This window comes from Agromyces badenianii, assembly GCF_003070885.1.
GTDB classification, from domain to species: Bacteria; Actinomycetota; Actinomycetes; order Actinomycetales; family Microbacteriaceae; genus Agromyces; species Agromyces badenianii.
Window position 1 is genome coordinate 2,870,268 of the sequence record NZ_CP028913.1, and the last position, 24,508, is coordinate 2,894,775.

Genomic DNA, 24,508 nt, shown 5'->3' on the forward strand with positions numbered 1-24,508 from the left:
CCGAAATCTTGCTATGTTTTCGGTATGCCGAAAACTCTCGACGATGAGCTGCACACCGCCGGCGCCGGCGCCTCCGGGCGCCGCGAGCGCGCAGCATCCGTGCCCCGCGTCGCATGGCTGATCGGCCCGGCGCTCGTGGCCGGCGTCGCCTACCTCGACCCCGGCAATGTCGCGAGCAACATGACGGCCGGCGCGCAGTACGGCTACCTGCTCGTGTGGGTCGTCGTGCTCGGCAACGTCATGGCCTGGCTCATCCAGTACCTCTCGGCGAAGCTCGGCATCGTCACGGGGCGCAGCCTCCCCGAAGTGCTCGGCGCCCGCATCACGAACCGCTGGGGCCGCCGCGCCTACTGGCTGCAGGCCGAACTCGTCGCCATGGCGACCGACCTCGCCGAGGTCATCGGCGGCGCCGTCGCCCTCAACCTGCTCTTCGGCGTTCCGCTGCTCTGGGGCGGGCTCATCACCGGCACCGTCTCCATCGCGCTGCTCGTGCTGCAGTCGCGGCGGGGCCCGCGCACCTTCGAGTTCGTCATCATGGGGCTGCTCGCGATCATCGCGATCGGCTTCACCGTCGGGGTCTTCATCGCACCGCCCGACCCGGGGGGCCTGCTCGCCGGCCTCGTGCCGCGCTTCGCGGACACGAACTCGGTGCTTCTCGCCGCTTCGATCCTCGGCGCGACGATCATGCCGCACGCGATCTACGCGCACTCCGCCCTCACTCGCGACCGTTTCGCGACCCGGCGCGGAGGGCCGGGCGCCCGCCGCGACTCGGGCGACCCGACCCGTCGCATCGCGTGGCACGGCTTCGGCATCAGCCGGCCCGCCGATGAGCCGGCGCCCGCTCCCGGCACCTCGACCGAGGTGCCGACCGGGGTGCTCGTGCGCGCCACCCGCTGGGACGTGTCGATCGCGATGGCGATCGCCGGCACGGTGAACCTCTGCATCCTGCTGCTCGCCGCCGTGAACCTCGCGGGCGTCGAGGGCACTGACAGCCTCGAGGGCGCCTACGCCGCGCTCGGGGTCGCGCTCGGTCCCGTCGTCGCGACCCTCTTCGCGGTCGGCCTGCTCGCCTCGGGGCTCGCCTCGACCTCGGTCGGCGCCTACGCGGGTGCCGAGATCATGCACGGACTGCTGCACGTGCGGGTTCCGCTGATCCTCCGCCGGCTCGTGACCTTGATCCCGGCGCTCGCGATCCTCTGGCTCGGATTCGACCCGACGCTCTCGCTCGTGCTGAGCCAGGTCGTGCTGTCGTTCGGCATCCCGTTCGCGCTCGTGCCGCTCGTCGTGCTGACCGCGAAGGTGGGGGTGCTCGGCCAGTGGCGCAACCACTGGGCGACGACCGCGGCGGGAGTCGGGGCATCCGTCTTCCTGATCGTGCTCAACGGCGTGCTGCTCTGGCTCGTGTTCACGGGCGCCTGATCTCACGACCCTGAGCCCGGCCCGGCCCGGCCCGGCCCGCTATCCTGAGGCCGATGCCTGCAACGAGCCCCGCGATCGAGGACTACCTGAAGACGGTGTACGCCTACACCGAGTGGCAACCCGACGCCATCACACCGTCGGTGCTGGCGGGCCGGCTCGGTGTGGCGCCGTCATCGGTCACCGAGATGGTGAAGAAGATGGCCTCCGCGGGCCTCGTCTCGCACGTGCCGTACGGTGCGGTGCGGCTCACCGACACGGGGCTCGCGCAGGCCCTCGCGGTGGTGCGCCGGCACCGGCTCATCGAGACCTGGCTCGTGGAGGAGATGGGCTACTCGTGGGACGAGGTGCACGACGAGGCCGAGATCCTCGAGCATGCGCTCTCCGACCGGCTGCTCGAAGCGATCGACGTGCGCCTCGGCCGGCCGCGCAACGACCCGCACGGCGACCCGATCCCCAAAGCCGACGGCACGCTCGAGCGCGAACCGGCGCTCCTCCTCGCCGAGGCGCCGGCAGGTCACCGCGGCACGGTGCTGCGCATCAGCGACCGCGACCCTTCGGTGCTGCGCGAACTCGACGAGTCGGGCGTGCGCCCGGGCACCGAGCTCGAGGTGACGGATGCCGCGGCCGACCGCTTCGCCGTCACCGCCGCCGTCGGCGGGTCGCCGGTCGACCTCACGCTCCCCCGCGAGACCGCGGCATCCATCTGGGTCACCGTCTAGCGCCGCACCCAGGACACGGAGGAACGGGCCCCGGCGTCGGCTCGACGCCGCCACGAGACATCCGCCCGACATCGACCGGTGACACGCGCACCCTAGGCTGATGACATGTCACGACGTGAAGAAGTCGAGTGCTGGCTGACCGACATGGACGGCGTGCTCGTGCACGAGAACCACGCCCTGCCCGGCGCCACCGCGCTGCTCCAGCAGTGGGAGGACGCGGGAACCCCGTACCTCGTGCTCACCAACAACTCGATCTTCACGGCCAGGGACCTGTCGGCGCGGCTCCGCGCGAGCGGCCTCAACGTGCCAGAGGAGCGACTCTGGACGAGCGCGCTCGCCACGGCCGACTTCCTGCGGCAGCAGCTGCCGGGCGGCTCGGCGTTCGTGATCGGCGAGGCGGGCATCCTCACCGCACTGCACGAGGCGGGGTTCGTGATGACCGAGACCGCGCCCGACTTCGTCGTGGTGGGCGAGACCCGCAACTACTCGTTCGAGGCGATCACGAAGGCGATCCGCCTGATCGGCAACGGCGCGCGGTTCATCGTGACGAACCCCGACGCGACCGGCCCCAGCGCCGACGGGCCGCTGCCCGCGACCGGTGCGATCGCGGCGCTCATCACGAAGGCCACGGGCAAAGAGCCCTACGTCGTGGGCAAGCCGAACCCGATGATGTTCCGCTCGGCACTCAACAAGATCGGCGCGCACTCCGAGAACACGGCCATGATCGGCGACCGCATGGACACCGACATCGTCGCGGGCATCGAGGCGGGCCTGCACACGATCCTCGTGATGACCGGCATCAGCGATCAGGCCGAGATCGAGAAGTACCCGTTCCGCCCCGATGAGATCCTCTCGGGCGTGGCCGAACTCGTGCACGAGGCACCGGCCGAGACCGAGCTGTAGGCTCGGCCCGAAACGGCCCTCAGAAGCCCTGAGTCAGGCGAGCCGGGCGACGGATGCCGCGACGCCCGCCCAGAACCGGTCGACGTCGAGCTCGGTCGCGACCCAGGCGTTCGGCTCCTGGCCGAGCATGCCGTCGAGGTCGACGCTCGTCGCACCCGCCGTCTCGACGCCGGCCACTTCGACGTCGAGCCGAGTGTGCCGCAGCCCGACGCATCCGGGGTCGGTGAGCACGGCGACGGCGACGGGGTCGTGCAGCGGCCCGTCGGGCATGCCGAACACCTCGTCGTTCGTGCGGCAGAAGAAGTCGAGCAGTTCGGCGCCGAAGGCCGCGGTGCGGGTGCCGATCGCGGTGATCTGCCCGCGTACGGCGGCGGTGACGAGCGCGAGGTGGGTCACATTCAGGCCGACCATCGTGAAGCGCACGCCGCTGCGCACGACGAGGTCGAGCGCCTCGGGGTCGACCCAGGCGTTGAACTCGGCGTAGGGGGTGACATTGCCGCGTTCGGTCGAGCCGCCCATCCAGACGATCTCGCGGATGCGCCCGGCGAGTTCCGGGTGATCGCGCAGCAGGATCGCGACGTTCGTGATCGGCCCGGTCGCGATGATCGCGACGGGTTCGCTCGACCGGGCGAGCGTGTCGACCATGAGCTCGGTCGCGGTGCGCGGGTCGAGCGGCACCGCCGGCTCGGGAAGCTCCGGGCCGCCGAGCCCGTTCTCACCGTGGATCCACTCGGCCGTCTGCAGCGTGCGAACGAGCGGGCCGACTGCTCCGGCCGCGACCGGCACCTCGGTGACGCCCGCGACGGAGAGGGCGATGCGGGCGTTCCGGGTCGTGTGGTCGAGCGGCGCGTTTCCGCCCACGGTCGTGACGGCGACGAGTTCGAGCGCCGGATGTCCCGCGGCGAGCCACAACGCGAAGACGTCGTCGTGACCGGGGTCGCAGTCGATGATCACGGGGATGGTCATTCGGCGGTCATTCCTTCGTCTGCGTGGAGGCCGGCTCGGCGGAGAGGTCGGTGTCGGCGGAGAGCGGCGACGCCGCCGCATCCGATGCCGACGACGCAGCGAGCACGGTGTCTCGCGGCGCATAGGAGTCGACCGTGCCGCGTGCCTGCACGGCGAGTGCGCCCGCCGCGACCGCGATGCGGAGCGCCTCGGGCAACGAGCGCCCCTCGGCGAGGAACGCGGCGAGGGTGCCGGTGAACCCGTCGCCGGCGCCGGTCGTGTCGACCGCGGTAACGCGGGGCGCCGGCGCGGCCCACGAACCGGCGGCGTCAGCTGCGACGGCACCGGCGCCGCCGAGCGTCACGACGATCGAGCGAGCCACCACCCCGGCGGCGGATGCCGCGAGCGCGCGCCACTCGTCGAGGGTGGCGTCGCTCGGGGCATCCGTGCCGATGCCGACCGCTCGCGCCTCGTGTTCGTTCAGCACGAGCGGATCGGCGACGCGGAGCGTCTCGGCCGAGACGGGCGCGGGCGGCGCGAGATTCAGCACGAACCGGGCGCCGAACTCGGCCGCGATGACGGCGACTCGCTCGATGGTCGGCACCGGCAGCTCGCCCTGGGTGAGCACGAGGGCCGCAGCGGCGACGCGCTCGCGCTCTGCCTCCACCATCTCTGGCGTCAGGGCGAGGTTCGCGCCGCCGGTGACGATCACGGTGTTCTCGCCCGAGTCGGCGACGGTGATCTGGGCGACGCCGGTCGGGGCATCCGGAACCAGCCGGACCGCCGTCATCGGCACTCCGAGGCGTTCGAGGGTCTCGCGCGCGAACGCTCCGCTCGCGTCGTCGCCGACGCAGGCGACGAACTCGACCGGCAGCCCCGCGACGTGCGCTGCGACGGCCTGGTTCGCGCCCTTGCCGCCGAGCGCGACACGGAAATCATGCGCGAGGATCGTCTCGCCCGGTGCGGGGAACGCGTCGACGTAGCTCGTGGAATCGACGTTCAGCGAGCCGAAGACGACGACAGCGCCCGCGCCATTCCGGCGCGCTGCAACCGCACCCATGCCGGTCAGGCCGTCGGCCCGGGGCCGTTGATCGCCCCGGTCAGCGGCTCGCCGCCCGCACGGTTCGCGAAGCAGTAGTAGTTGCGCTGGCCCTCGGCCCACTGCTCCTCGGTCACCGGGAAGCTGCCCAGCACCTGCAGATCGCCGATGCCGGCCACGAGCGTCGGTTCGAAGACGCCGGCGGCCCGGCAGAGCGCGGGCATCTGCGCTGCGAGCTCGGCCTCACCCGGGAAGGGGGCGGCCGCGTCACCCGGCAGTGTTCCGCGATAGACGAGCTGGGCCGCGTGGGGCGCCGCACAGTCGACCACGGTGAACTCCTCGGCCCAGACCGAGTCGAACGGGTCGATGCACTCGCCGCCGAAGAGGGTGTTCCAGGCGTGCACGCCGGCCGGCTGCGGGCCGGTCGGCTCGACGACGGGCGTCTCCGAGGCACTCGCCGACGCACTGCCCGAGGCCTGACCGCCGCCGTCATCGTCGCTCGAGAGCTGCGTGCCGACGAAGTAGAGCCCGGCGATGACGAGCAGCACGACGAGGCCGCCGGCGACCCAGATGAGCGTGCGGAGGGTGCGATTGCCGCCCTTCGGTGCGCCCGGAGGGCGCCCGCCGGTGCCGCCTGCCGCGCCGCCGTTGCCGCCGCCGCCGCCGTTGCCGTTGCCGTTGGGTCCGCCGGGCCTGCCGGCGCCTCCCCGCTGCGGGCCGATGCCGGTGCTGGCCGGGCCGCCGACCGGAGTCGTGGGGGAACCGCCGGCCGCAGGCTGGGCGCCGGGCGCCGGGGCCCCGAACGGGTCGTTCGATGCACGGGGCGAGCCGAAGGGGTCGCTTGCGGCAGCGCCGAAGAGCGCCGTCACCGAGTCGTCGGATGCCGCGGCCGGCGTCGAGGCCGCGGCCGGCGTCGAGGCCGCGGCCGACGAATCGCTCACGGGGAGGGCGATCGTCGCCGCATCGAAGGCAGGGCCGGCGGTGAGGCGGTCGGCGAAGTCGCTCGGAAAGGGCGCGGTGTCTTGGGGGAACGCCCAGTCGGGCTGCATCCCCTGCTCGCCGGCCGGATCGAGGTCGGGCTCGACGTCGGGCTCGGGTTCGACGTCAGGGCCAGCGTCAGGCTGAGGCTCGACTTCGAGCTCGGCGTCGTCGCGCCACCCGGCGCCGAAGACATCGGTCGCACCGTCGCCCGCGGCACCGGGCGCCGCCAGGAACGAGGTCGCCACGGCCTCGGGGCGATCCTTCGGGTCTTCGGCAGTCGGATCCGGCGTCAGGTTCCACAGGTATCCGGTCTCGCCTGCCTCGAGCCCGTCCGGCGCTTCGTCCTCGTCGAACTCGGGTTCGGGGTTCCGGCCACGACCGAAGAAGCGGCCTCGGATGCCGGGTGTCGCCTCCGCATCGACGCCACGTCGCGGCGCTGTGTCGTCGGCCGCTTCGGGTTCGTCGTCGAAGCCGAACCCGAGGGCATCGAGGCCGGAAGGCACGGGTCCCGTCGGCGGGGTGGCCCCACCGGGGGTCGCGCTCTCGCGCGCGGGCGGCACGGCGTCGCGAGTCCGCGGCGCACCGCTGCCCAGCGAGGCGAGCAGGTCGTCGACGGGCTCCGGCGGCTCCCGTGTGGGGTCGTCGCCGCCGCTCGCGCCCGAGGCGAATGCGGGGAACGGCGTGGCGTTGAACGCGTGGGCCTCACGTGCGGGTGCGGCGTTCGGTTGCTGCCCGCTCGCGCTGCCGGGACGCGGCTCGGTTTCGGGGGCGGATGGCTGCACGGGGAGCGCTGTCGTCGCGGCGAGGGCCGCGAAGGGGTCGGTCGTGTCAGCGGCGAAGGCGGCGAACCGGTCGTTCTCCGCGCGTGCCGGGGCTGCCTGCTGGGTGGGCTGGGCCGACGCCGGGTTCGCAACCGGCTCGGGCTCGTGGAGGGCAGCCCACAGCTCGTCGTCGTAGTTGGCGGCCGGCGCCGAAGCGCGCGGACGCCGCTCATCCCAACCGGCCGGGGCAGTCGACGGAGTGGCCGGTGAGGTCGGAGGGATCGGCGAGGCCGGTGCATCCCAACCGGCCGGCGCAGTCGACGGAGTGGCCGGTGAGGTCGGAGGGATCGGCGAGGCCGGTGCATCCCAACCGGCCGGCGCGGTCGACGGAGTGGCCGGCATGACCGGCGCATCCCAACCGGCCGGCGCGGTCAACGGAGTGGTCGGATGGGTCGGCGTGACCGCCGGACGCACGGGGGTGAACGATTGACGGGCGACGGGAGGCGGGGCGAACCCGGCGAACGGGGATTCGGCGTCGACGGGCGGTACGGGCGCGACCGGTGCGGCAGGCGCGACGGGAGTGGCAGGCGCGACCGGAGCGGCAGCCGGGGTCACCGGCGGAAACGGCTGCACGGGCGCGGCCGGGGCCACGGATGCCTCGTGCGTCTGAGCCTCCGAAGGCGCCGGGTCGGAGAGACTGCGGAAGGCCGCTCGAATCGCATCCTCCGACTCGAGTTCCTCTGAACCCCAGGTGAGAGCGAATGGCGCGGTGGGAGTCACCGGTCCGGGCGGGGTCGGCTCGGCCACCGGTCGGGTGGCCGGCACGACCGGAACGAAGGGCCGAGCGGCGGGCGACAACGACTCGACAGTCGGGTACCCGGAAGGCGCCAGGGGCGGCAGCGGGGCCGGGGCAGCCGGGGCAACGGGCGGTGCCGACGAAACGGCCGGCGGCCACGGTGCGGCGGCCGGCCGCAACGGAGCCGGGCCGGGCGTGCCGACCGGCGGCTCGACCTGCGTCAGGTAGACGGGAGGGGTCGATGACGATTGCTGGGGTGTCGGCGCACCGACGACGGGAAGCGATCGGGTCGCGGCATCCGGAGCCTGCGCCGCAGCCTGCGCTGGAGCCTCGGAGAACCAGTCGAGCACTTCGTCGCGACGCGGCGCCGGAGTGCCCGGAGCGACCGGCGGGTGACCGACCGGCGGAAGCTGGTGGCCCGGCTGGGCGGGCGTGGCGACGGGCGGCTGCGGAGGAACGTCGCGGTGCGGTGCGGTGCCGCTCGCCAACTGGGCGAGCAGCCAATCGGCCCCGTCGCCCCCCAGACCCTGCCCGTCGCGGCTCATCAGGCCAGTCCCAGGTCTTCGAGCCCGATGGCGGCGAGGTACGGCACTCCGGCCGCCTCGATGACCTCACGCGCCCCGGTCGCCCGATCGACGACGACCGCGACGGCCACGACCTCGGCGCCGACCTTCTTCAGCGCCTCGATCGCCTGCAGGGGGCTGCCGCCGGTCGTCGACGTGTCTTCGACCACGATGACCCGCTTGCCCGCGAGGTCTGGACCTTCGACCTGCTTGCCGCGGCCGTGGTCTTTCGGCTCCTTGCGCACGACGAATGCGTCATAGGAGAGGCCCCGCGCTGCGCCCTGATGCAGGACCGCCGCGGCGATCGGGTCGGCGCCCATGGTCATGCCGCCGACGGCGAAGACGTCGGGAACGTCTTTGATGAGGTCGATCATGACCTCACCGATGAGGGGCGCGACGCGGTGGTCGAGGCTCACCTTGCGGAGGTCGACGTAGTAACTGGCCTTCTTGCCGCTCGTCAGGGTGAAGTCCCCGTGGAACACGGCGTCGGCGGCGATGAAGTCGATCAACCGGCTGCGCGCGGCGTCGGTGTGCTTGGCGTCTCGGAGGGTCACCCGAATACTCTACGACTCGGTTGCCTGAGAAAAAGGGGAGGATTCCTCTGTTGCGGCGGGTGTCGACGAGGCATCCCCTCGATGATCGGGCGTCGGGCGTCGGCGACGTCGCCGCCAGAACGTGCGCGGCGTGCCCGGCACGAGGCGCGCCCAGAACGGCGGCTTCTCCTCCTCGGTGAGCGAGGCGGGCACCTCGATGTGGAAGTCGGCGAGTTCTTCGGCACCCTGGTGCACCACCCGGTAGAGCGCCGTGCCGATCAGCACGCCCAACGCGATCGACATGATCGAGATGAGCGCTTCGGTGAAGTCCTCGAAGCCGCGCGTCGTGCCGATCGCCTCGGTGAGGCCGACGAGACCGGCGGCGCCCGGCACCAGCAGCCAGAACGCCGGCAGGAAGGTGAGCTGCGACGGCGCGCCGTGCCGTAGCGTGGCGATCCACAGCACGACCGGCGTCATGGCGAGCGCACCGATGAACCCGCTCACCGATGCCCCGATGAGCGCGCTTCCCACTACCTGGCCGCCGTACGCGACGAGCAGCACGAGCAGCACCCAGCCGAAGGTGCGCGGTGGGGCCGAGAAATGCAGATAGTTGCCGATCGCGAAGAGCAGGACTCCGACCATCGCCGTCCACCACGGGAAGGCCTCGTTCGTCTGGAGCGGCACGTAGGAGGAACTGCCGACGCCGACAAGCGTGCCCGCGGCCAGGATGCCGAACGCGAGCAGCGAGAGCTGCACGAGCCCGAATACGAGACGGGAGGCACCGGCGAGCATCTGGCCCGCCGCGAGCTCGACGACGGCCGTCGTCAGCACCCCACCCGGCAGGAATGTCGCGAGCGGCGCGATGAGCAGCTTGATCGGGTCGCCAACGGCGAAGTACGGCGCGATCAGGAACACGGCGATGGCGCAGACGAACGCCGCGAAGACCGGGAAGACGATCTGCAGCGTCGGCGAGCGCACGAGCTTGGCGACGCCGATGAACGCCCCGAGCACGAAGGCAACGAGCGCGCCCTCCCACGTCGGCGCGAGCAGCAACGCGAGTCCCGTGGTGAGCACCGCGTGCCCGAAGGTGCGCACGACCCAGCCGTGCGACGGTTTCATCGCGCCGATGTCGTTGAGCCGCTTGATGCCGTCGAGCGGGGCGATTTCGGCACGCTTGGCGTCGTCGATCAGTCGGTAGAGCGCCGCGATCTGGTCGAAGCGGAACGAGGCGTTCACGGCCGAGCGGATCGCCACCCGGCCTTCCTCGCCGGCACCGGTCTGGATGATGATCACGGTCGGCAGCACGACGAAGTCGGTGTCCTCGCGACCGTTCGCTCGCGACACCTGCACGAGCGTGTCGCGGATCTTGTCGACGGAATCAGCTGCGGCATTCATGCCTTCCGCGAGCCCGAGCAGGAACCTGCGGAGGAGTGCCTGGTCGCCCGCCTCGGCCATCAGACGATGACGAACGAGAGCGCGACGCCCACGATGATCGCGACGACCACGTAGATCAGGTTCGGCAACTGGAACGAGTGGTCGACGACGAACTTGCCCATCTTCGTCGTGCCGGTCTGGTCGAAGGCGACCGTCGCGACCTGGCTGCCGTTGGCGGGCAGCGTGTAGATGCCCATCGCGGCCGGCCAGAGGCCGACGAGGAGCGAAGCGGGCAGCCCGATCGTGATGCCGATCGGCACGATCGCGTTCGTCGCGCTCGACTGGCTCGTCGTCAGCATCGCGACGACGAAGAGCGCGAACGCGAAGAGCAGCGCGCCGAGGAAGGCGGAGGAGCCGGAGACGAGCGAGCCGAGGCCCTCGACGATGAGCGTGTTGTTCGCCGCGACGAAGGTGTTCGCGAGCCAGGCGATGCCGAAGAGGGCGATCGCGCCGACGATGCCGGCCGGGAAGGTCGACTGCTTCGGGACATCCGACGCCTTGACCTTGCACGTCACGAAGATGAGCGCCGCGATGATGCCCATGACCACCTCGATGATGACGGTGATGCTCACCCGCAGCGGGTCGCCGTCGTCATCGGTGCCGATGACGGGGCGAATGCCCTCGAAGAGGCCGAACAGCACGATCACGCCGACACCCGCGAGGAAGAGCGACGCCGAGAGCACCGCCGAGCGGGGCAGCTTCTTGTCGACGTCGACCTGCACTGCAGGCTTCACGAGGTGCGCGGCGAGGCGGCGCTGGAACTCGGGATCGTCCTCGAGCTCCTTGCCCTTGCGCACCATGACGATGGCCGCGACGGCGAGTCCGACGATCGACGCCGGCCACATGATGAGCAGCAGCTTGCCGAGATCGACGCCCTGGGGCGCCAGCAGCACGACCATCGACGCGGTCGCGGCGGAGACCGGACTGCAGAGGATGCCGACCTGCGAGGCCACCGCCGAGACCGACAGCGCCCGCTCGGGGCGGATCTTCTGCTGGTACGACACGTCGTAGATCACCGGCAGCAGCGGATAGAAGATGTTGCCGGTGCCCGCACCGACCGTGAACAGGAACGACATCGCGGGTGCCAGGAACACCACCGACTTCGGCCGCTTCTTGATCACCTTCGCGGCGACCGACACCATCCAGTCGATGCCGCCGGCGGCTTGCATGACGGATGCCGCGGTGATGACGGTGATGACGATGAAGACCGCATCGACGGGCGCGTTGCCGGGTGCCTCGCCGAACACGAAGATGAGCACCGCGACACCCACGAGGCCCCAGACGCCGAGGCCGATCCCGCTCGTGCGGGTGCCCATGAAGATCGCCGCGATGACGACGATCAGCTCGGCGACGAGGATCCACACGTTGTCGTTCACGACGAGGGCCCCTTCGCGATGGGGCCGGTACTCTCGAGCACTTGCACCGGGAGCTTCGTCTCGACGATGCTGCCGTCGACCGCCTCGACCTTCAGCGCGAGCGCGTTCTCGACCGGACTGATCGCGGTGACGAACTCCGAGCCGTCGAAGTGCAGCGACTGCAGGTTGCCGACGGCGTAGCCGGTCGTGAGCTCGCCGCTGAGGAGCGAGGCGTGGAAGAGCGGTTGCCGCTGGTCTTCCGCGTCGTAGTGCGGGCAGAAGCTGCCGTGCAGGAATCCGAGCCCCTCGGGAAGCACCTGCAGCGTCGGCCCGTAGCTGTCGGTCGTGCCGCCCTCGAACCAGCAGATGCCGCCGGCGCTGCCGCCGGTGAAGACCGTGTTCGACGACGGGTCCTCCCACATCTCGCGCATGATCTCGTCGAGGCCCTGGCGTTTCCAGACATCGAGCATGTTCGCGGTGTTGCCGCCGCCGACGTGGATCACGTCGAAGCCGCGCACGAATCCGGCGAGGTCGTCGACGGCCCGGTGGAAGAGCGGGAGATGATGCGGCGCGCAGCGGTCGGAGTCGTACGTCGTGTAGAAGCTCACGATGTACGCGGCGTCGTCGCCGGTCGCCGTGCCGACGAAGAGCACGCGCGGTCGCTCCTTGCCGGTGAGCTTCAAGATGTACTCGTGCGTCGGATCCGCCCGACGCTCCATCATGACCTTGCCTGCGCCGGTCGCGACCACATGCGCCATGTTCCCCCCAAAACGTCGTTCCCCTGGGCACACGCTAGCGGGAGAGCGTCAGCCGTGTCGAGAACCGTCCGGTGGGTCGGGGAGCGCACGACGACGACGGACTCTTCCCGAGACCTGCGGATCGGAATCCCCCCAGCGCCTCCCGATGCGCATGCTGAAGGGCCGCCCCGCGGGGTGTCCCTCCCCCGCGCGGCGGCCCTGCAATCCGGGGAACGGACCCCCGGGATTCGCGGCGCCTAGACGGTGCGCGCGAACGTCTCTCGCGGCTGACGACGGTAGCCGTCACGCGCGGTGACGACGATCGAGCCGATGACGGCGGCGGCGGAGACGCCGCCGAGAAGCACGATGATGCTGAGCACGGTGGATCCTTTCGAAGTACGAGCGGGTGATCGAGCGTTCGATGCCCCATTGCACGTGTTCGACACCTCAATTGAACCGCGAACAACCATGCAGCACAAGCTCACAATTCTACAATGACAATGTAGGCTAGCTTCATGGATGTGCGTCGACTGGACCTGCTCAGAGAGCTCGCTGAACGGGGCAGCATCACCGCGGTCGCCGAGGCGACCGGCCGCACCCCTTCGGCGGTGTCGCAACAGCTCAAGGTGCTCGAACGCGAGGCCGGCATGCCGCTCACCGAACGCTCCGGCCGAGGTGTCGCGCTCACGAGCGCCGGTCACGCACTCGCGCGGAGCGCCGCCGACGTCGCGATCGCCCTCGAGCGCGCCACGGCCCTCTGGGACGAGTTCCGCAACCACCCGAGCGGCGAGGTGTCGCTGCTCACCTTCCCGACCATCGGGGCGACCCTGCTGCCGGCCGTGCTCGCCGACCTCGCACCGGTCGCCGGTCTCGTCGTGAACGCCACCGACCTCGACCCCGGGCTCGCCGAGTTCGCCGACCTCACCGCCGACTTCGACATCGTGCTCGCGCACACGATGCCGGGGGTGCTGCCGTGGGGCGGGCGCGGTCTGAAGGCGGTGCCGCTCCTGACCGAGCCGCTCGACATCGGCATCCCCGCCGATCACCGACTCGCCGGGCGCGCCCACGTGACCCCCGCCGACCTCGTCGACGAGACCTGGCTCAGCGTGCCGCCGGGCTTCCCGTTCGAGCGCATCCTGCACGCGATCGAGCAGCAGACCGGGCACCGTGCCACCGTGCGACAGCGTTTCAGCGACATGCGCATCATCGAGGCGTTCATCGAGGCGGGTCTCGGCATCGCGTTCGTGCCGCGCTACACGACGGGCACGGTGCCCGATTCGATCGTGTTGAAGCCGCTGCGCGGCGTGGCATCCGCTCGTCAGATCGTGGCGCTCGTGCGGCCGGATGTCGCGGAGCGCCTCGCCGTGCGCACGGTGCTCGACGTGCTCGTGGCGCGGGCGTCGCGCCTCGAGCGGGCGCACGCCGCGGCCTGAGCACGCCCGGGGGTGCCGACGGGACACTTCGTGTCGCACGGGATCGTGGATATCGGCGGTCCCGTGCGACACGAGCGGTCCCGACGGCCGTAGCGGCCCCGGTGGACCGAAGTAGACTCCACGTTCATGAGCGATGACGCGATCCTGTTCGATGTGAGCGACGGGCTCGCCCGCATCACCCTCAACCGGCCGGCCCGGCTGAACGCCGTCGACCCCGAGGCGATCGCACGCTGGCAGGTGCTCGCGCACGAGATCGCCGAGCGCGACGACATCGGCGCGGTGCTCTTCGACGCCAACGGCCGTGCGTTCTGCGCGGGCGGCGACGTCGTCGCGATGTCGCAGCTCGCCGCGGGCGAGCCCGACGCCGGGGCCGTCATCACGGGCCTCGCCGATCGCATCCACGACGGCCACCGAACGCTCCGCGAGAGCGCCAAGCCCATCGTCGCCGCCGTGCAGGGTCCGGTCGCGGGCGGCGGCCTCGGCTTCATGCTCGTCGCCGACCTCGTCATCGCCTCCGAGCATGCGACGTTCGCAAGCAGATATGCGGATGTCGCGCTGACCCCCGACTGCGGAGTGAGCACCCTGCTGCCCGAGGCGATCGGCACCCGGCGCGCGCTCGAACTGACCCTCACGTCGCGCACACTCACGGCCACGGAGGCGCTCGACTGGGGACTCGTCACCGAGGTCGTCGCGCCCGGCGCGCTCGAGGCGCGGGCACGCGAGATCGCGGCCGGTTGGCTCGCCGGCGCCACCGGTGCGTTCGGTCAGGCGAAGCGGCTCGTGCGGTCGGGGCTCGAGCGCCCGTTCGCCGACGCGCTCGACGACGAGGCGCGCACGATCGGCGCAGCGTTCGAGACGCCGCAGGCGCAGGCCGCGATCTCGGCATTCACGGCGAGGTCGGGGTCGCGCTGACGTCTCGGGCGTCGAGGATCCCAGGAATCGGAGGCTGACCATGCAGGACCCGGCTGACGAGTTCGCGGCGATCGCCCGCGACATCGCATCGCGAACGCAGGCCGCCGGCGTGCGGGTTGCAACGGCCGAGTCGCTCACGAGCGGCGCGATCGCCAACGCCCTCGGCGCGGCACCGGATGCATCCGAGTGGTTCCAGGGCGGTGTCGTCGCCTACGCGGAATCGGTGAAGCGCTCCGTTCTCGGCGTGACCGCCGAGTCGGTCACCTCGACGCAGGGCGCGCGCGAGCTCGCGGAGGGCGTCGCCCGATTGCTCGACGCCGATGCCACTGTCGCGGTAACGGGCGTGGGAGGACCGGGCCCCGAGGACGGCGAGCCCGCGGGCAGCGTCTACGCCGCCGTCTCGGTGCGCGGCAAGATCCTCGACGCGCACTTCCAGTTCGACGGCGGCGACCCGTCGGCGGTCGTGCACCAGACGGTGCGCGCCGCGCTCGAGATGCTGCGCGACGCGCTGCCACGCTGACCGCCCGCCGCCGAAGGGCGGCCACCGCACGAACCCCTACTCGTGCTGCGGGAAGCCCAGGTTCAGCCCGCCGTGGCTCGGGTCGAGCCAGCGCGAGGTGACCGCCTTCTCCTGCGTGAAGAAGTCGAAGCCGCGCGGGCCGTAGGCCTTGGCATCGCCGAAGAGGGAGTCCTTCCATCCGCCGAACGAGTGATAGGCGACGGGCACGGGGATCGGCACGTTGATGCCGATCATGCCGACCGTCACCTCGCGCTGGAACCGCCTGGCGGCCCCGCCGTCGTTCGTGAAGATGGCCGTGCCGTTGCCGTACGGCGAGTCGTTGATCACGTCGACGCCGTCCTGATAGCCGTCGACGCGCACCACCGACAGCACCGGTCCGAAGATCTCGTCGCGGTAGACGGATGACTCGAGCGGCACCTTGTCGACGAGGGTCGGGCCGAGCCAGAACCCATCGGGCTCCCCGTTGATCGGGGCGGAGCGCCCGTCGACCACGACCGACGCGCCGTCGGCGGCCGCCACCTCGAGGTAGCCGACGACCTTGTCGCGGTGCTCGCGGGTGATGAGCGGGCCCATGTCGCAGCCGCGCGTGCCGTCGCCGGTGGTGAGCCGCGACATCCGCTCGCCGATCTTCTCGACGAGTTCGTCGGCGACCGAGTCGACGGCGAGCACGACCGAGACGGCCATGCAGCGCTCCCCCGCCGAGCCGAAGCCGGCGTTGACCGCGGCGTCGGCGGCGAGGTCGAGGTCGGCGTCGGGCAGCACGAGCATGTGGTTCTTGGCGCCGCCGAGGGCCTGCACGCGCTTGCCGTGCGCGGTCGCCGTTGCGTAGATGTACTTCGCGATCGGGGTCGAGCCGACGAACGAGATCGAGCGCACGACGGGGTGCTCGAGCAGGGCGTCGACGGCGACCTTGTCGCCGTGCACGACGTTCAGCACGCCGTCGGGCAGCCCCGCCTCCTGCATGAGCCGGGCGAGCCAGATCGATGCCGACGGGTCCTTCTCCGACGGCTTCAGCACGACCGTGTTGCCGGTCGCGATCGCGAGCGGGAAGAACCACAGCGGCACCATCGCCGGGAAGTTGAAGGGGCTGATGATGCCGACGACGCCCACGGGCTGCTTCGTCGAGTACACGTCGATGCCGGTCGACACGTTCTCGGAGTACTCGCCCTTCGCGTATCCCGGCATCGCGCACGCGAGCTCGACGACCTCGAGGCCGCGCGCGATCTCGCCCGCCGCGTCCGAGAGCACCTTGCCGTGCTCGCTCGTGAGGATCGCGGCGAGCTCGTCGCTGCGGGCGTTCAGCAGCTCGCGGAACGCGAACATCACCTGCTGGCGCTTGGCGATCGAGGTGTCGCGCCAGGCGGGGAAGGCGCGGGCCGCCGCCTGCACGGCGACGTCGACGTCTTCGGTCGAAGCGAAGCGCACGCGCTTCTGCTCGACGCCGCGCGCCGGGTTGTAGACCGGTCCGCTTCGGGCGGAGTCGCCGGCGACGGATGCCCCGTCGATCCAGTGATCGACGGTCACGAGCTCGGCGTCCAATGGCTGGGTCTCGCCCGGCGACGAGGTGTTCAGGTCGGTCTGGCCCATGGTTCAGCCCTCTCCTTCGAGTGCGGTGCTCAGTACTTCGTCGTAGATCGCCATCGCGTCGGCGACCTCCTCGGCCGTGACCACGCAGGGCGGCACGACATGGATGCGGTTGTCCTGCACGAACGGCAGGAGTCCGCGCGCGACGAGCGCGGACTTGAGACGGCCCATCGCCGCCGCGGGCAGCGGCTCGCGGGTGGCCCGGTCGGCGACGAGTTCCAGCGCCCAGAACACGCCCTCGCCTCGCACCTCGCCGATGACGGCGTGCCGCTCGGCGAGCTCGGCGAGCGCGGGCGCGATGACCGTGGCGCCGACGTCACGGGCGTGGTCGACGATGCCCTCCGACGACATCGCGTCGAGGGTCGCCACGATCGAGGCCATCGCGAGCGGATGCCCCGAATAGGTGAGCCCGCCCGGAAAGACCCGCTCGTCGAACGTCTCGGCGATGGGTTCGTCGATGATGACGCCGCCCGCCGGCACGTACCCCGAGTTCACGCCCTTCGCGAAGGTGATGAGGTCGGGGCGCACGTCGTAGCCGTCGAAGGCGAACCATCGCCCGGTGCGGCCGAACCCGGCCATGACCTCGTCGAGGATGAGGAGGATGCCGTGCCGGTCGCAGAGCTCGCGCACGCCGGCGAGATAGCCGGGCGGCGGCACGAGCACGCCCGCGGTGCCGGGGATCGTCTCGAGCAGGATCGCGGCGATCGACGCCGGCCCCTCGGCCTCGATCACGCGGCGCAGGTGCTGCAGCGCGCGTTCGGCCTCCTGCTCGGGGGTCGTCGCCCAGAACTCGGAGCGGTAGTAGTAGGGCCCGAAGAAGTGCACGTGGCCGCGCGCGAACTCGTTCGGGATGCGGCGCCAGTCGCCGGTCGCGACCACGGCCGCGCCGGTGTTGCCGTGGTACGAGCGGTAGGTGGAGAGCACCTTGTCGCGGCCGGTGTGCAGCCGCGCCATACGGATCGCGTTCTCGTTGGCGTCGGCGCCGCCGTTGGTGAAGAACACCCGGCGGAATCCGGCTGGCGCGTGCGCGACGATGCGCTTGGCGGCCTCGCCGCGAGGGAGGTTCACCGTCGAGGGCGCGATCGTCGTGAGCAGTTCGGCCTGTTCACGGATCGCCTGCACGACCGAGGGATGCTGGTGGCCGATGTTGACGTTCACGAGCTGGCTCGAGAAGTCGAGGTACTCGCGGCCGGCGTGATCCCAGACCCGCGAACCGCGGCCGCTCGCGACCACGAGGTTCGACCCCTGGGACTGCGCCGACCAGGAGTGGAAGACGTGCTCGCGGTCGAGTTCGCGGGCGAGCTCGTCGAGGCCGTCGGTGAGGTTGTCGGTCATGGCGTCAGTGCCTTTCCTGTCGGTGTCGGATGCCGCGGGGTGGATGCCGCGGGGTGGATGCCGCGCGGCCGGCCGGGACGCACCGGCCACGCGGCATCCACTCGCCTAGTTGCCGCCCTCGGTGAGTTCGACGCTCTGTCTGGCGCTTCTCGAAGGGCGACGCATGACTAGTTGCCGCCCTCGGTGAGTTCTACGTCGATGGGCTCGAAGCTCTCGCCCGTGACGTCGACGCCGTCGGCCTTCAGTTCGTCGAGCGCCGTCGTGATCCACTCGTTCGACCACGCCGATGCCGGCGGCTCCTCGGTGATGGGGCTCGCTCCCGACTCGTTCACGGCGCTGAGCGCGCCCTTCACGGTGGCGGCCCACGCGGCCTCGTCGATCATGCCGATGCCGTCGGGTGCCGGCCAGATGAGCTTGTTCGTCTCGTTGACCATCCAGAGCTCGTGGCTCGGGCCCCAGCCGGAGCCCTCGGCGATCGTGATCTCCGATGCCTCCTCGGGGTTCTCGGCCGCGTAGATCCAGCCCTTGATGACGGCCTTGAGGAACGCGACGGTCGTGTCCTGATACGCCTCGTCGCTCTCCAGCCGCTCGGTGTCGGCCCAGATCGCGTCCTGCAGCATCGCGCCGACCGTGTCCTGGTAGGAGATGACGTTGAAGTCCTCGGGCTGGTAGAGCTCGCCCGTGTCGGGGTTCGGCGTCTCGAGCAGCTGCGCGTACTCGTTGTAGGTCATCGCCTGGGCCGCGTCGATGTCACCCTGCAGGAAGGCGTTCATGTTGAAGTCCTGCGTGATGATCTGCACGGTCGACGAGTCGAGGCCCTCTGCGGCCATCGCCGCGAAGATCTCCCATTCGTTGCCGAAGCCCCATGAGCCGATCTTCTTGCCCTCGAAGTCGGCGACCGAGTCGATGCCCGAGTCGGCCCACGAGACCTGCAACGTGCCCGACTTCTGGAAGATCTGGGCGATGTTGGTGAGGTTCGCACCCTGCTCGATCGAGCCGAGCACCTTCGGCACCCAGGCGATCGCGTAGTCGACGTCGCCGTTGGCGAGCGCGTCCTGCGGCACGATGTCACCGCCCGAGGGGATGATCTCGACGTCCAGGCCCTCCTCTTCGAAGTAGCCCTGGTCGACGGCGGCGAAGTAGCCGGCGAACTGGCCCTGCGGCAGCCACTGGAGCTGGAGCTTCACCGAGGTGAGGTCGCCCGAGCCCGACGCGTCGTCGGTAGCGCCGTCCGACCCGTCGCCGGATCCCGAGCATGCGGTGAGGGCGAGCGCGGCCGAGATGGCGAGCGCGCCGCCGATCGTCGCGAAGCGACGTCTGCTGTGGTTCATGTCGGTCCTTTCATCATTCTCGTGGTGCATGGCTTCCACTCGTCGAACGCGTCAGTTCGCGCCATCCGATGGGGTCGTGCGGCCGTTGCCGGCCGGCTGGAGCAGGCGTTCGAGGGCGAGCGTCGCGAGGTAGAAGAGCAGGCCGAGGGCGATGGATGCCACGACGTACGCCCAGGCGCGGGCGTACGCGCTCGACGCGGCCGACGTCGAGATGAGCCCGCCCAGCCCGCCGCGCGGGCCGCCGAAGTACTCGGCGACGAGGGCCGAGATCACGGCGAGCGACGAGGCGATGCGGATGCCGGTGAGGATGAAGGGCCGCGCGGTCGGCAGCGTCAGGGTGCGCAGCACCTGGCCCGAGTTCGCGGCATACGCCTTCATGAGGTCGCGGTGCACGGGGTCCGTCTGCCGGAACCCGCGCAGCGTGTTGACGAAGACCGGCACGAACGAGGCGAGTGCCGCGATCGCCTGCCGGCCGAACTGGCTGTCGGCGCCGAACATCGAGTTGAGCACCGGGGCGAGCGCGACGATCGGGATGACGGCGAGGGAGGCGACGACGGGCGCGCTCATCTGGTCGATCGGCCGCCATCTCGCCGCCAGCGCGGCGAGCGCGATGCCGAGGATCGAGCCGACGATGAGGCCGAGCAGCGCGTTCGTGCCGGTGAGCAGCGTCGCCTGCACGACCGACGGCCAGTAGGCGATGAGCTCCTCGACGATCGATGCCGGGCTCGGCAGCAGGTAGTCGCTGACGCCGACGACGCTCACGAGGAACTGCCAGATGCCGAGCACGATGAGCCCGACCGCGACCGGGGCGACGATGCGGAGCGTCGTCTCGGTGCGCGGGCTCATGCCGTGCGGCCGCGATCCGCCACGGCCCTGCGGGGCGGCGCCCGTGCTCGCGGCGGTGGCCGACATCAGCGGTTCTCCACTCCACGCGGGCCCGCCGCGACCGGTGAGCCGCCGTGCAGGGCTTCGCGCACCGCGGTGACCATGTCGAAGAAGCCGCGCTCCTCGCGGAGCTCCTCGGTGCGAGCCGCCCGCTGGGCGTCGGCGCCGAGCCGCATCGGCACGATCTCCTGGATGCGCCCGGGCCGGGGCGACATGACGACGACGCGGTCGGAGAGGAAGACGGCCTCGGGAATCGAGTGCGTGACGAACACGACGGCCGCACCGGTCTCGGCGGAGATGCGCACGAGCTCGGTCTGCATCTTCTCGCGCGTCATCTCGTCGAGCGCGCCGAACGGCTCGTCCATGAGCAGCAGTCGCGGCTGCTCGGCGAGCGCCCGGGCGATCGCCACGCGCTGCTGCATGCCGCCCGAGAGCTGGTCGGGGTAGCGGTCGGCGAAGTCGGAGAGGCCGACCATGTCGAGCAGCTCGGCGACCCGGGCGGTGCGAGCAGCGGATGCCGCGCCGTGCAGCTCGAGGGGCAGGGCGACGTTGCCCTCCACAGTGCGCCACGGCAGCAGGCCCGCCTGCTGGAACGCGATGCCGTACTCCTGGTCGAGCCGGGCCTGCTTGGCCGACTTGCCGAACACGGAGAGGCTCCCCGAACTCGGCTGGTCGAGATCGGCGACGAGACGCATGAGCGTCGACTTGCCGCATCCGCTCGGGCCGATGAGCGAGACGAACTCGCCGGCGGCGACCGTGAGGCCGATCGAATCGAGTGCCTGCACCTGACCCGAGCGGGTCTCGAACACCTTGTCGACCCCGCTGATCTCGACCGCGGCGATGGCGGGCGTTGCGTCCGTCATGCGGCTTCCTCCGTTCGTCGGTAGTTCGTGAGGATCACGCCGAGGAGCGCGACCGATCCGGCCGCGACGAGCCCGAGCACGATCGAGCCGAAGATCGGCCCCCAGGCCTTCGCCGGGTCGCCCGAGGCCTGCCCGGCGAACTGGATCAGGATGCGGCCGATGCCGCCCTGGAGGCCCGTCGAGACCTCGGCGACGACCGCGCCGATCACCGCGTTCGCCGCGCCGAGCCGCAGCGCGGGCAGCAGGTAGGGCACGGATGCCGGGAACCGCAGCTTCACGAGCGTCTGCCAGTAGCCCGCCGCATACGTCTGCATGAGCTCGGTGTGGATGCGGTCGGGCGACTGCAGGCCCTTCAGCGCGCCGATCGCGATCGGGAAGAAGGCGAGGTAGCTCGCGATGAGGGCGACCGACATCCAGTCCTGCCACTCGAACGAGCCGATCTCGACCCGCGAGCCCCAGCTCTTCACGACCGGCGCGAACGCGATGAGCGGCACGGTCTGGCTGAGCACGATCCAGGGCAGCAGCCCCCACTCGGCGATGCGCCAGCGCTGCATCACGAGCGCGAGGCCGATGCCCACGACGACGCCGACGAGCCACCCCGCGGCCGCGATGCCGAGGGTCGTGAGCGCGGCGAGCGCGACCACCGCCCAGAGCGGCAGCGCGTCGTCGGCTCGGGTGACGGGTTCGGCGAGGCGGGCGCCCATGTCCCAGACGTGCGGCATCGCGAGATCGGTGGTGCGCGGGAGCACCCGCATGCCGCCGAGCACGACCCCGTCGGCGGGTCCGAGCAGCTTGTAGCCCTCCCAGACGAGCGCGATGACGAGGATGCCGGCGAGGCCCCAGACCCACCGGCCGACCCCGCGGCCCGCGCGCCCCGGGCGACGCGACGCACGGATGCCGGGCGCCGGCGCCGCGGCATCCGTCATCGTCGTCTCGCGCACACCGGTCTCGATCATGCCTTCGCCGTGAGGTGCTCGGAGAGCGCCGGGATCACGGTCTCGCCGTAGACCCGCAGCGTCTCCTCCTTGTTGTCGTGCTGGAGGTACCCGGCGAACTGGTCGACGCCGAGCGCCTTCAGCTGCTCGAGCTTCTCGATGTGCTGCTCGGCGGTGCCGAGCAGGCAGAACCGGTCGACGATCTCGTCGGGCACGAACGCCGTGTGCACGTTTCCCGCACGGCCGTGCTCGTTGTAGTCGTAGCCCTCGCGCGCCGCGATGTAGTCGGTGAGGGCGTCGGGCACGGCGCCGTGGGCGCCGTACTTCGTGACGATGTCGGCCACGTGGTTGCCGACCATGCCGCCGAACCAGCGGCACTGCTCGCGCATGTGCTCCCAGTCGTCGCCGATGTACATCGGAGCGGCGACGCAGAACTTGATCGACATCGGGTCGCGGCCAGCGGCTTCGGCGGCGTCGCGCACGTGCTGGATCATCCACGCGGCGATGTCGACGTCGGCGAGCTGCAGGATGAATCCGTCGCCCACCTCGCCCGTGAGCTTCAGCGCCATCGGGCCGTAGGCCGCGACCCACACGTCGAGCTCCGAGCCGTGGCTCCACGGGAACTGCAGCTGCGAGCCGTGGTACTCGACCGGGCGCGAGTTCGCGAGCTCGCGGATCACGTGGATCGCCTCGCGCAGCTCGGCGATCGTCGTCGGCTTGCCGTTGGTGACGCGCACCGCCGAGTCGCCGCGGCCGATGCCGCAGATCGTGCGGTTGCCGTACATCTCGTTGAGGGTCGCGAAGATCGACGCCGTCACCGTCCAGTCGCGCGTGGCGGGGTTCGTGACGAACGGCCCCACCTTGACCTTGCGGGTCTCGGCGAGGATCTGGCTGTAGATGACGTACGGCTCCTGCCACAGCAGGTGCGAGTCGAAGGTCCACACGTGGGTGAACCCGTGGTTCTCGGCGAGCTTCGCGAGCTGGATGGTTCGCGATGCCGGGGGGTTGGTCTGCAGGACCGCTCCGAATTCCATCGGTACTCCCTTAGATGAGGTACTGGCTGAGGCCGCGCGCGAGGAAGCGGCCGTCGCCCTTGGCGCCGAGGTACTGGTCGTCGTCGACGATGACCTTGCCGCGCGAGAGCACCGTGTCGACGTGACCGTCGATCTCGAAGCCCTCCCACGCGGCGTGGTCCATGTTCATGTGGTGCTTCCTGCCCGTCGGCCTGCCGGCCTCGTCGACCGGCATGCCGATCGAGGTGTGCCCGTTCGGGTCGTAGACGACGAGGTCGGCGTCGGCCCCCGGCTGGATGACGCCCTTGCGGCCGTAGAGGCCGAACATGCGCGCGGGCGTCGTGCTCGTGAGTTCGACCCAGCGTTCGAGGGTGATCTCGCCCGTGACGACGCCCTGGTACATGAGGTCCATGCGGTGCTCGATCGAGCCGATGCCGTTCGGGATCTTGCGGAAGTCGCCGAGGCCGAGCTCCTTCTGGTCTTTCATGCAGAAGGGGCAGTGGTCGGTCGAGACCATCTGCAGGTCGTTCGTGCGGAGGGCCCGCCACATGGAGTCCTGGTGCCCCTCCTCGCGAGATCGGAGCGGCGTCGAGCAGACCCACTTCGCACCCTCGAAGGCGCTCCACTCCTCGCTCGTCGCGCCGAGCTGGTCTTCGAGCGAGAGGTAGAGGTACTGCGGGCACGTCTCGCCGTAGACGTTCTGCCCCTTGTCGCGCGCCCAGGCGAGCTGCTCGACCGCCTGGTTCGCCGACACGTGCACGACGTAGAGCGGTGCCCCCGTGAGCTTCGCGAGCATGATCGCGCGGTGCGTCGCCTCCTCCTCCATCTCCCACGCCCGGGCGATGCCGTGGTAGAACGGGTCGGTCTTGCCCTGCTCGACGAGCTGCTGCGCGAGCACGTCGATCGCCGGTCCGTTCTCGGCGTGCATCATCGTGAGCATGCCCGTGTCGCGCGAGACCTGCATGGCCTTCAGGATCTGCGCGTCGTCGGAGTAGAAGACGCCCGGGTAGGCCATGAAGAGCTTGAAGCTCGTGACGCCCTCGTCGGGCAGTCTCGCGAGCGATGCGAGCGAGGCCTCGTTGACATCGCCCACGATCTGGTGGAACGCGTAGTCGATCGCGCAGTTGCCGGCCGCCTTCTCATGCCAGGCGGCGAGGCCGTCTTCGATGCGCTGGCCGTAGGTCTGCACCGCGAAGTCGACGATCGACGTCGTGCCGCCCCAGGCGGCGGCCCGGGTGCCGGTCTCGAACGTGTCGATCGCTGCGGTGCCGCCGAAGGGCAGCTCCATGTGGGTGTGGGCATCGATGCCCCCCGGGATCACGTACTTGCCGGTGGCGTCGATCACCCGGTCGACGGATGCCGCGACATCCGTGCCCAGCAGGGCGGCGCCGGGCTCGAGCACCGCACGGATCGTCTCGCCGTCGACGAGCACATCGGCAGCGGCCCGGCCCGTGGCGCTCACGACGGTGCCGCCGGTGATGAGGGTGGTGGTCACGTTTCGCTCCTTGGCGT

General features: G+C 70.9%; 22 protein-coding genes. 6 read left to right on the forward strand and 16 right to left on the reverse strand.

The window, feature by feature from the left end; all coding sequences use genetic code 11:
- Positions 1-24: 24 nt before the first annotated feature.
- The 3 genes from DCE93_RS13505 to DCE93_RS13515 all read left to right on the forward strand — a co-directional run bounded on the left by DCE93_RS13505 (position 25) and on the right by DCE93_RS13515 (position 3,041).
- Positions 25-1,419: an Nramp family divalent metal transporter gene (locus tag DCE93_RS13505; protein WP_108596329.1), complete on the forward strand. Its 1,395-nt coding sequence runs from the start codon at positions 25-27 to the stop codon at positions 1,417-1,419.
- Positions 1,420-1,472: 53 nt separating this feature from the next.
- Complete coding sequence (locus tag DCE93_RS13510) at positions 1,473-2,138, forward strand: metal-dependent transcriptional regulator (RefSeq protein WP_108596330.1); 666 nt, start codon at positions 1,473-1,475, stop codon at positions 2,136-2,138.
- A gap of 105 nt (positions 2,139-2,243) precedes the next feature.
- Positions 2,244-3,041, forward strand: a complete 798-nt coding sequence (locus DCE93_RS13515; RefSeq protein WP_108596331.1) for an HAD-IIA family hydrolase — start codon at positions 2,244-2,246, stop codon at positions 3,039-3,041.
- 33 nt (positions 3,042-3,074) lie between these two features.
- Here the strand turns inward: DCE93_RS13515 and DCE93_RS13520 are convergent, their stop codons facing one another.
- From DCE93_RS13520 to DCE93_RS14945, 8 genes are all read right to left on the reverse strand, one after another.
- A complete protein-coding gene (locus DCE93_RS13520) occupies positions 3,075-4,007 on the reverse strand; it encodes a nucleoside hydrolase (protein WP_108596332.1) in 933 nt (310 codons plus the stop codon).
- A gap of 7 nt (positions 4,008-4,014) precedes the next feature.
- Entirely contained in the window at positions 4,015-5,046 is a 1,032-nt protein-coding gene (locus DCE93_RS13525; protein ID WP_108596333.1) for a ribokinase, read from the reverse strand.
- 5 nt (positions 5,047-5,051) lie between these two features.
- Complete coding sequence (locus DCE93_RS14710) at positions 5,052-8,108, reverse strand: hypothetical protein (protein ID WP_108596334.1); 3,057 nt, start codon at positions 8,106-8,108, stop codon at positions 5,052-5,054.
- On the reverse strand, positions 8,108-8,680 hold the full coding sequence (gene pyrE / locus DCE93_RS13535) for an orotate phosphoribosyltransferase (protein ID WP_108596335.1): 573 nt from the start codon (positions 8,678-8,680) through the stop codon (positions 8,108-8,110). Before pyrE ends, DCE93_RS14710 begins: the two co-directional genes overlap by 1 nt.
- Positions 8,681-8,689: 9 nt before the next feature.
- Positions 8,690-10,114 carry a threonine/serine exporter family protein gene (locus DCE93_RS13540; RefSeq protein WP_108596336.1) on the reverse strand — a complete coding sequence of 475 codons (1,425 nt, stop codon included), beginning with the start codon at positions 10,112-10,114 and terminating at the stop codon, positions 8,690-8,692.
- Positions 10,114-11,469, reverse strand: coding sequence for an anaerobic C4-dicarboxylate transporter family protein (locus DCE93_RS13545; RefSeq protein WP_108596337.1), 1,356 nt, complete (start codon positions 11,467-11,469; stop codon positions 10,114-10,116). The genes DCE93_RS13540 and DCE93_RS13545 overlap by 1 nt, the downstream gene beginning before the upstream one ends.
- Positions 11,466-12,206 carry a Type 1 glutamine amidotransferase-like domain-containing protein gene (locus DCE93_RS13550; protein ID WP_108596338.1) on the reverse strand — a complete coding sequence of 247 codons (741 nt, stop codon included), beginning with the start codon at positions 12,204-12,206 and terminating at the stop codon, positions 11,466-11,468. The genes DCE93_RS13545 and DCE93_RS13550 overlap by 4 nt, the downstream gene beginning before the upstream one ends.
- A gap of 236 nt (positions 12,207-12,442) precedes the next feature.
- Complete coding sequence (locus DCE93_RS14945) at positions 12,443-12,565, reverse strand: hypothetical protein (protein WP_268876719.1); 123 nt, start codon at positions 12,563-12,565, stop codon at positions 12,443-12,445.
- Between the two features lie 135 nt (positions 12,566-12,700).
- Between DCE93_RS14945 and DCE93_RS13555 the strand changes: the two genes are divergently transcribed.
- The 3 genes from DCE93_RS13555 (at position 12,701) to DCE93_RS13565 (ending at position 15,050) form a co-directional block, all read left to right on the forward strand.
- Positions 12,701-13,618, forward strand: a complete 918-nt coding sequence (locus DCE93_RS13555; RefSeq protein WP_108596339.1) for a LysR family transcriptional regulator — start codon at positions 12,701-12,703, stop codon at positions 13,616-13,618.
- 126 nt (positions 13,619-13,744) lie between these two features.
- Positions 13,745-14,530, forward strand: a complete 786-nt coding sequence (locus DCE93_RS13560; protein ID WP_108596340.1) for an enoyl-CoA hydratase/isomerase family protein — start codon at positions 13,745-13,747, stop codon at positions 14,528-14,530.
- 40 nt (positions 14,531-14,570) lie between these two features.
- The gene (locus tag DCE93_RS13565) at positions 14,571-15,050 is read left to right on the forward strand and encodes a CinA family protein (protein ID WP_108596341.1); all 480 of its coding nucleotides are present in this window, start codon (positions 14,571-14,573) and stop codon (positions 15,048-15,050) included.
- Between the two features lie 36 nt (positions 15,051-15,086).
- Here the strand turns inward: DCE93_RS13565 and DCE93_RS13570 are convergent, their stop codons facing one another.
- The 8 genes from DCE93_RS13570 to hydA all read right to left on the reverse strand — a co-directional run bounded on the left by DCE93_RS13570 (position 15,087) and on the right by hydA (position 24,491).
- Positions 15,087-16,637, reverse strand: coding sequence for a CoA-acylating methylmalonate-semialdehyde dehydrogenase (locus tag DCE93_RS13570; protein ID WP_108596342.1), 1,551 nt, complete (start codon positions 16,635-16,637; stop codon positions 15,087-15,089).
- A 3-nt stretch (positions 16,638-16,640) separates the two neighbouring features.
- Positions 16,641-17,969 (reverse strand): aspartate aminotransferase family protein, encoded by a 1,329-nt coding sequence (locus tag DCE93_RS13575; protein ID WP_108596343.1) that lies wholly within the window; start codon positions 17,967-17,969, stop codon positions 16,641-16,643.
- Positions 17,970-18,136: 167 nt separating this feature from the next.
- Complete coding sequence (locus tag DCE93_RS13580) at positions 18,137-19,300, reverse strand: ABC transporter substrate-binding protein (RefSeq protein WP_108596344.1); 1,164 nt, start codon at positions 19,298-19,300, stop codon at positions 18,137-18,139.
- 51 nt (positions 19,301-19,351) lie between these two features.
- Positions 19,352-20,212, reverse strand: a complete 861-nt coding sequence (locus DCE93_RS13585) for an ABC transporter permease (RefSeq protein WP_108596345.1) — start codon at positions 20,210-20,212, stop codon at positions 19,352-19,354.
- Positions 20,212-21,048, reverse strand: coding sequence for an ABC transporter ATP-binding protein (locus DCE93_RS13590; protein ID WP_108596346.1), 837 nt, complete (start codon positions 21,046-21,048; stop codon positions 20,212-20,214). Before DCE93_RS13590 ends, DCE93_RS13585 begins: the two co-directional genes overlap by 1 nt.
- Positions 21,045-22,004, reverse strand: coding sequence for an ABC transporter permease (locus tag DCE93_RS13595; protein WP_244284182.1), 960 nt, complete (start codon positions 22,002-22,004; stop codon positions 21,045-21,047). The genes DCE93_RS13590 and DCE93_RS13595 overlap by 4 nt, the downstream gene beginning before the upstream one ends.
- The gene (locus tag DCE93_RS13600; protein ID WP_108596347.1) at positions 22,001-23,017 is read right to left on the reverse strand and encodes a TIGR03842 family LLM class F420-dependent oxidoreductase; all 1,017 of its coding nucleotides are present in this window, start codon (positions 23,015-23,017) and stop codon (positions 22,001-22,003) included. Before DCE93_RS13600 ends, DCE93_RS13595 begins: the two co-directional genes overlap by 4 nt.
- 10 nt (positions 23,018-23,027) lie before the next feature.
- Positions 23,028-24,491 carry a dihydropyrimidinase gene (gene hydA, locus DCE93_RS13605; RefSeq protein ID WP_108596348.1) on the reverse strand — a complete coding sequence of 488 codons (1,464 nt, stop codon included), beginning with the start codon at positions 24,489-24,491 and terminating at the stop codon, positions 23,028-23,030.
- Positions 24,492-24,508 lie beyond the last annotated feature (17 nt).

Excerpts from the sequence above, each read along its gene's own strand:
- DCE93_RS13505 (WP_108596329.1), top strand. The coding sequence starts at position 25 with ATGCCGAAAACTCTCGACGATGAGCTGCACACCGCCGGCGCCGGCGCC.
- DCE93_RS13510 (WP_108596330.1), top strand. The coding sequence starts at position 1,473 with ATGCCTGCAACGAGCCCCGCGATCGAGGACTACCTGAAGACGGTGTAC.
- DCE93_RS13515 (WP_108596331.1), top strand. The coding sequence starts at position 2,244 with ATGTCACGACGTGAAGAAGTCGAGTGCTGGCTGACCGACATGGACGGC.
- DCE93_RS13520 (WP_108596332.1), bottom strand. The coding sequence starts at position 4,007 with ATGACCATCCCCGTGATCATCGACTGCGACCCCGGTCACGACGACGTC.
- DCE93_RS13525 (WP_108596333.1), bottom strand. The coding sequence starts at position 5,046 with ATGGGTGCGGTTGCAGCGCGCCGGAATGGCGCGGGCGCTGTCGTCGTC.
- DCE93_RS14710 (WP_108596334.1), bottom strand. The coding sequence starts at position 8,108 with ATGAGCCGCGACGGGCAGGGTCTGGGGGGCGACGGGGCCGATTGGCTG.
- DCE93_RS13540 (WP_108596336.1), bottom strand. The coding sequence starts at position 10,114 with ATGGCCGAGGCGGGCGACCAGGCACTCCTCCGCAGGTTCCTGCTCGGG.
- DCE93_RS13550 (WP_108596338.1), bottom strand. The coding sequence starts at position 12,206 with ATGGCGCATGTGGTCGCGACCGGCGCAGGCAAGGTCATGATGGAGCGT.
- DCE93_RS13555 (WP_108596339.1), top strand. The coding sequence starts at position 12,701 with ATGGATGTGCGTCGACTGGACCTGCTCAGAGAGCTCGCTGAACGGGGC.
- DCE93_RS13560 (WP_108596340.1), top strand. The coding sequence starts at position 13,745 with ATGAGCGATGACGCGATCCTGTTCGATGTGAGCGACGGGCTCGCCCGC.
- DCE93_RS13565 (WP_108596341.1), top strand. The coding sequence starts at position 14,571 with ATGCAGGACCCGGCTGACGAGTTCGCGGCGATCGCCCGCGACATCGCA.
- DCE93_RS13570 (WP_108596342.1), bottom strand. The coding sequence starts at position 16,637 with ATGGGCCAGACCGACCTGAACACCTCGTCGCCGGGCGAGACCCAGCCA.
- DCE93_RS13575 (WP_108596343.1), bottom strand. The coding sequence starts at position 17,969 with ATGACCGACAACCTCACCGACGGCCTCGACGAGCTCGCCCGCGAACTC.
- DCE93_RS13580 (WP_108596344.1), bottom strand. The coding sequence starts at position 19,300 with ATGAACCACAGCAGACGTCGCTTCGCGACGATCGGCGGCGCGCTCGCC.
- DCE93_RS13585 (WP_108596345.1), bottom strand. The coding sequence starts at position 20,212 with ATGTCGGCCACCGCCGCGAGCACGGGCGCCGCCCCGCAGGGCCGTGGC.
- DCE93_RS13590 (WP_108596346.1), bottom strand. The coding sequence starts at position 21,048 with ATGACGGACGCAACGCCCGCCATCGCCGCGGTCGAGATCAGCGGGGTC.
- DCE93_RS13595 (WP_244284182.1), bottom strand. The coding sequence starts at position 22,004 with ATGATCGAGACCGGTGTGCGCGAGACGACGATGACGGATGCCGCGGCG.
- DCE93_RS13600 (WP_108596347.1), bottom strand. The coding sequence starts at position 23,017 with ATGGAATTCGGAGCGGTCCTGCAGACCAACCCCCCGGCATCGCGAACC.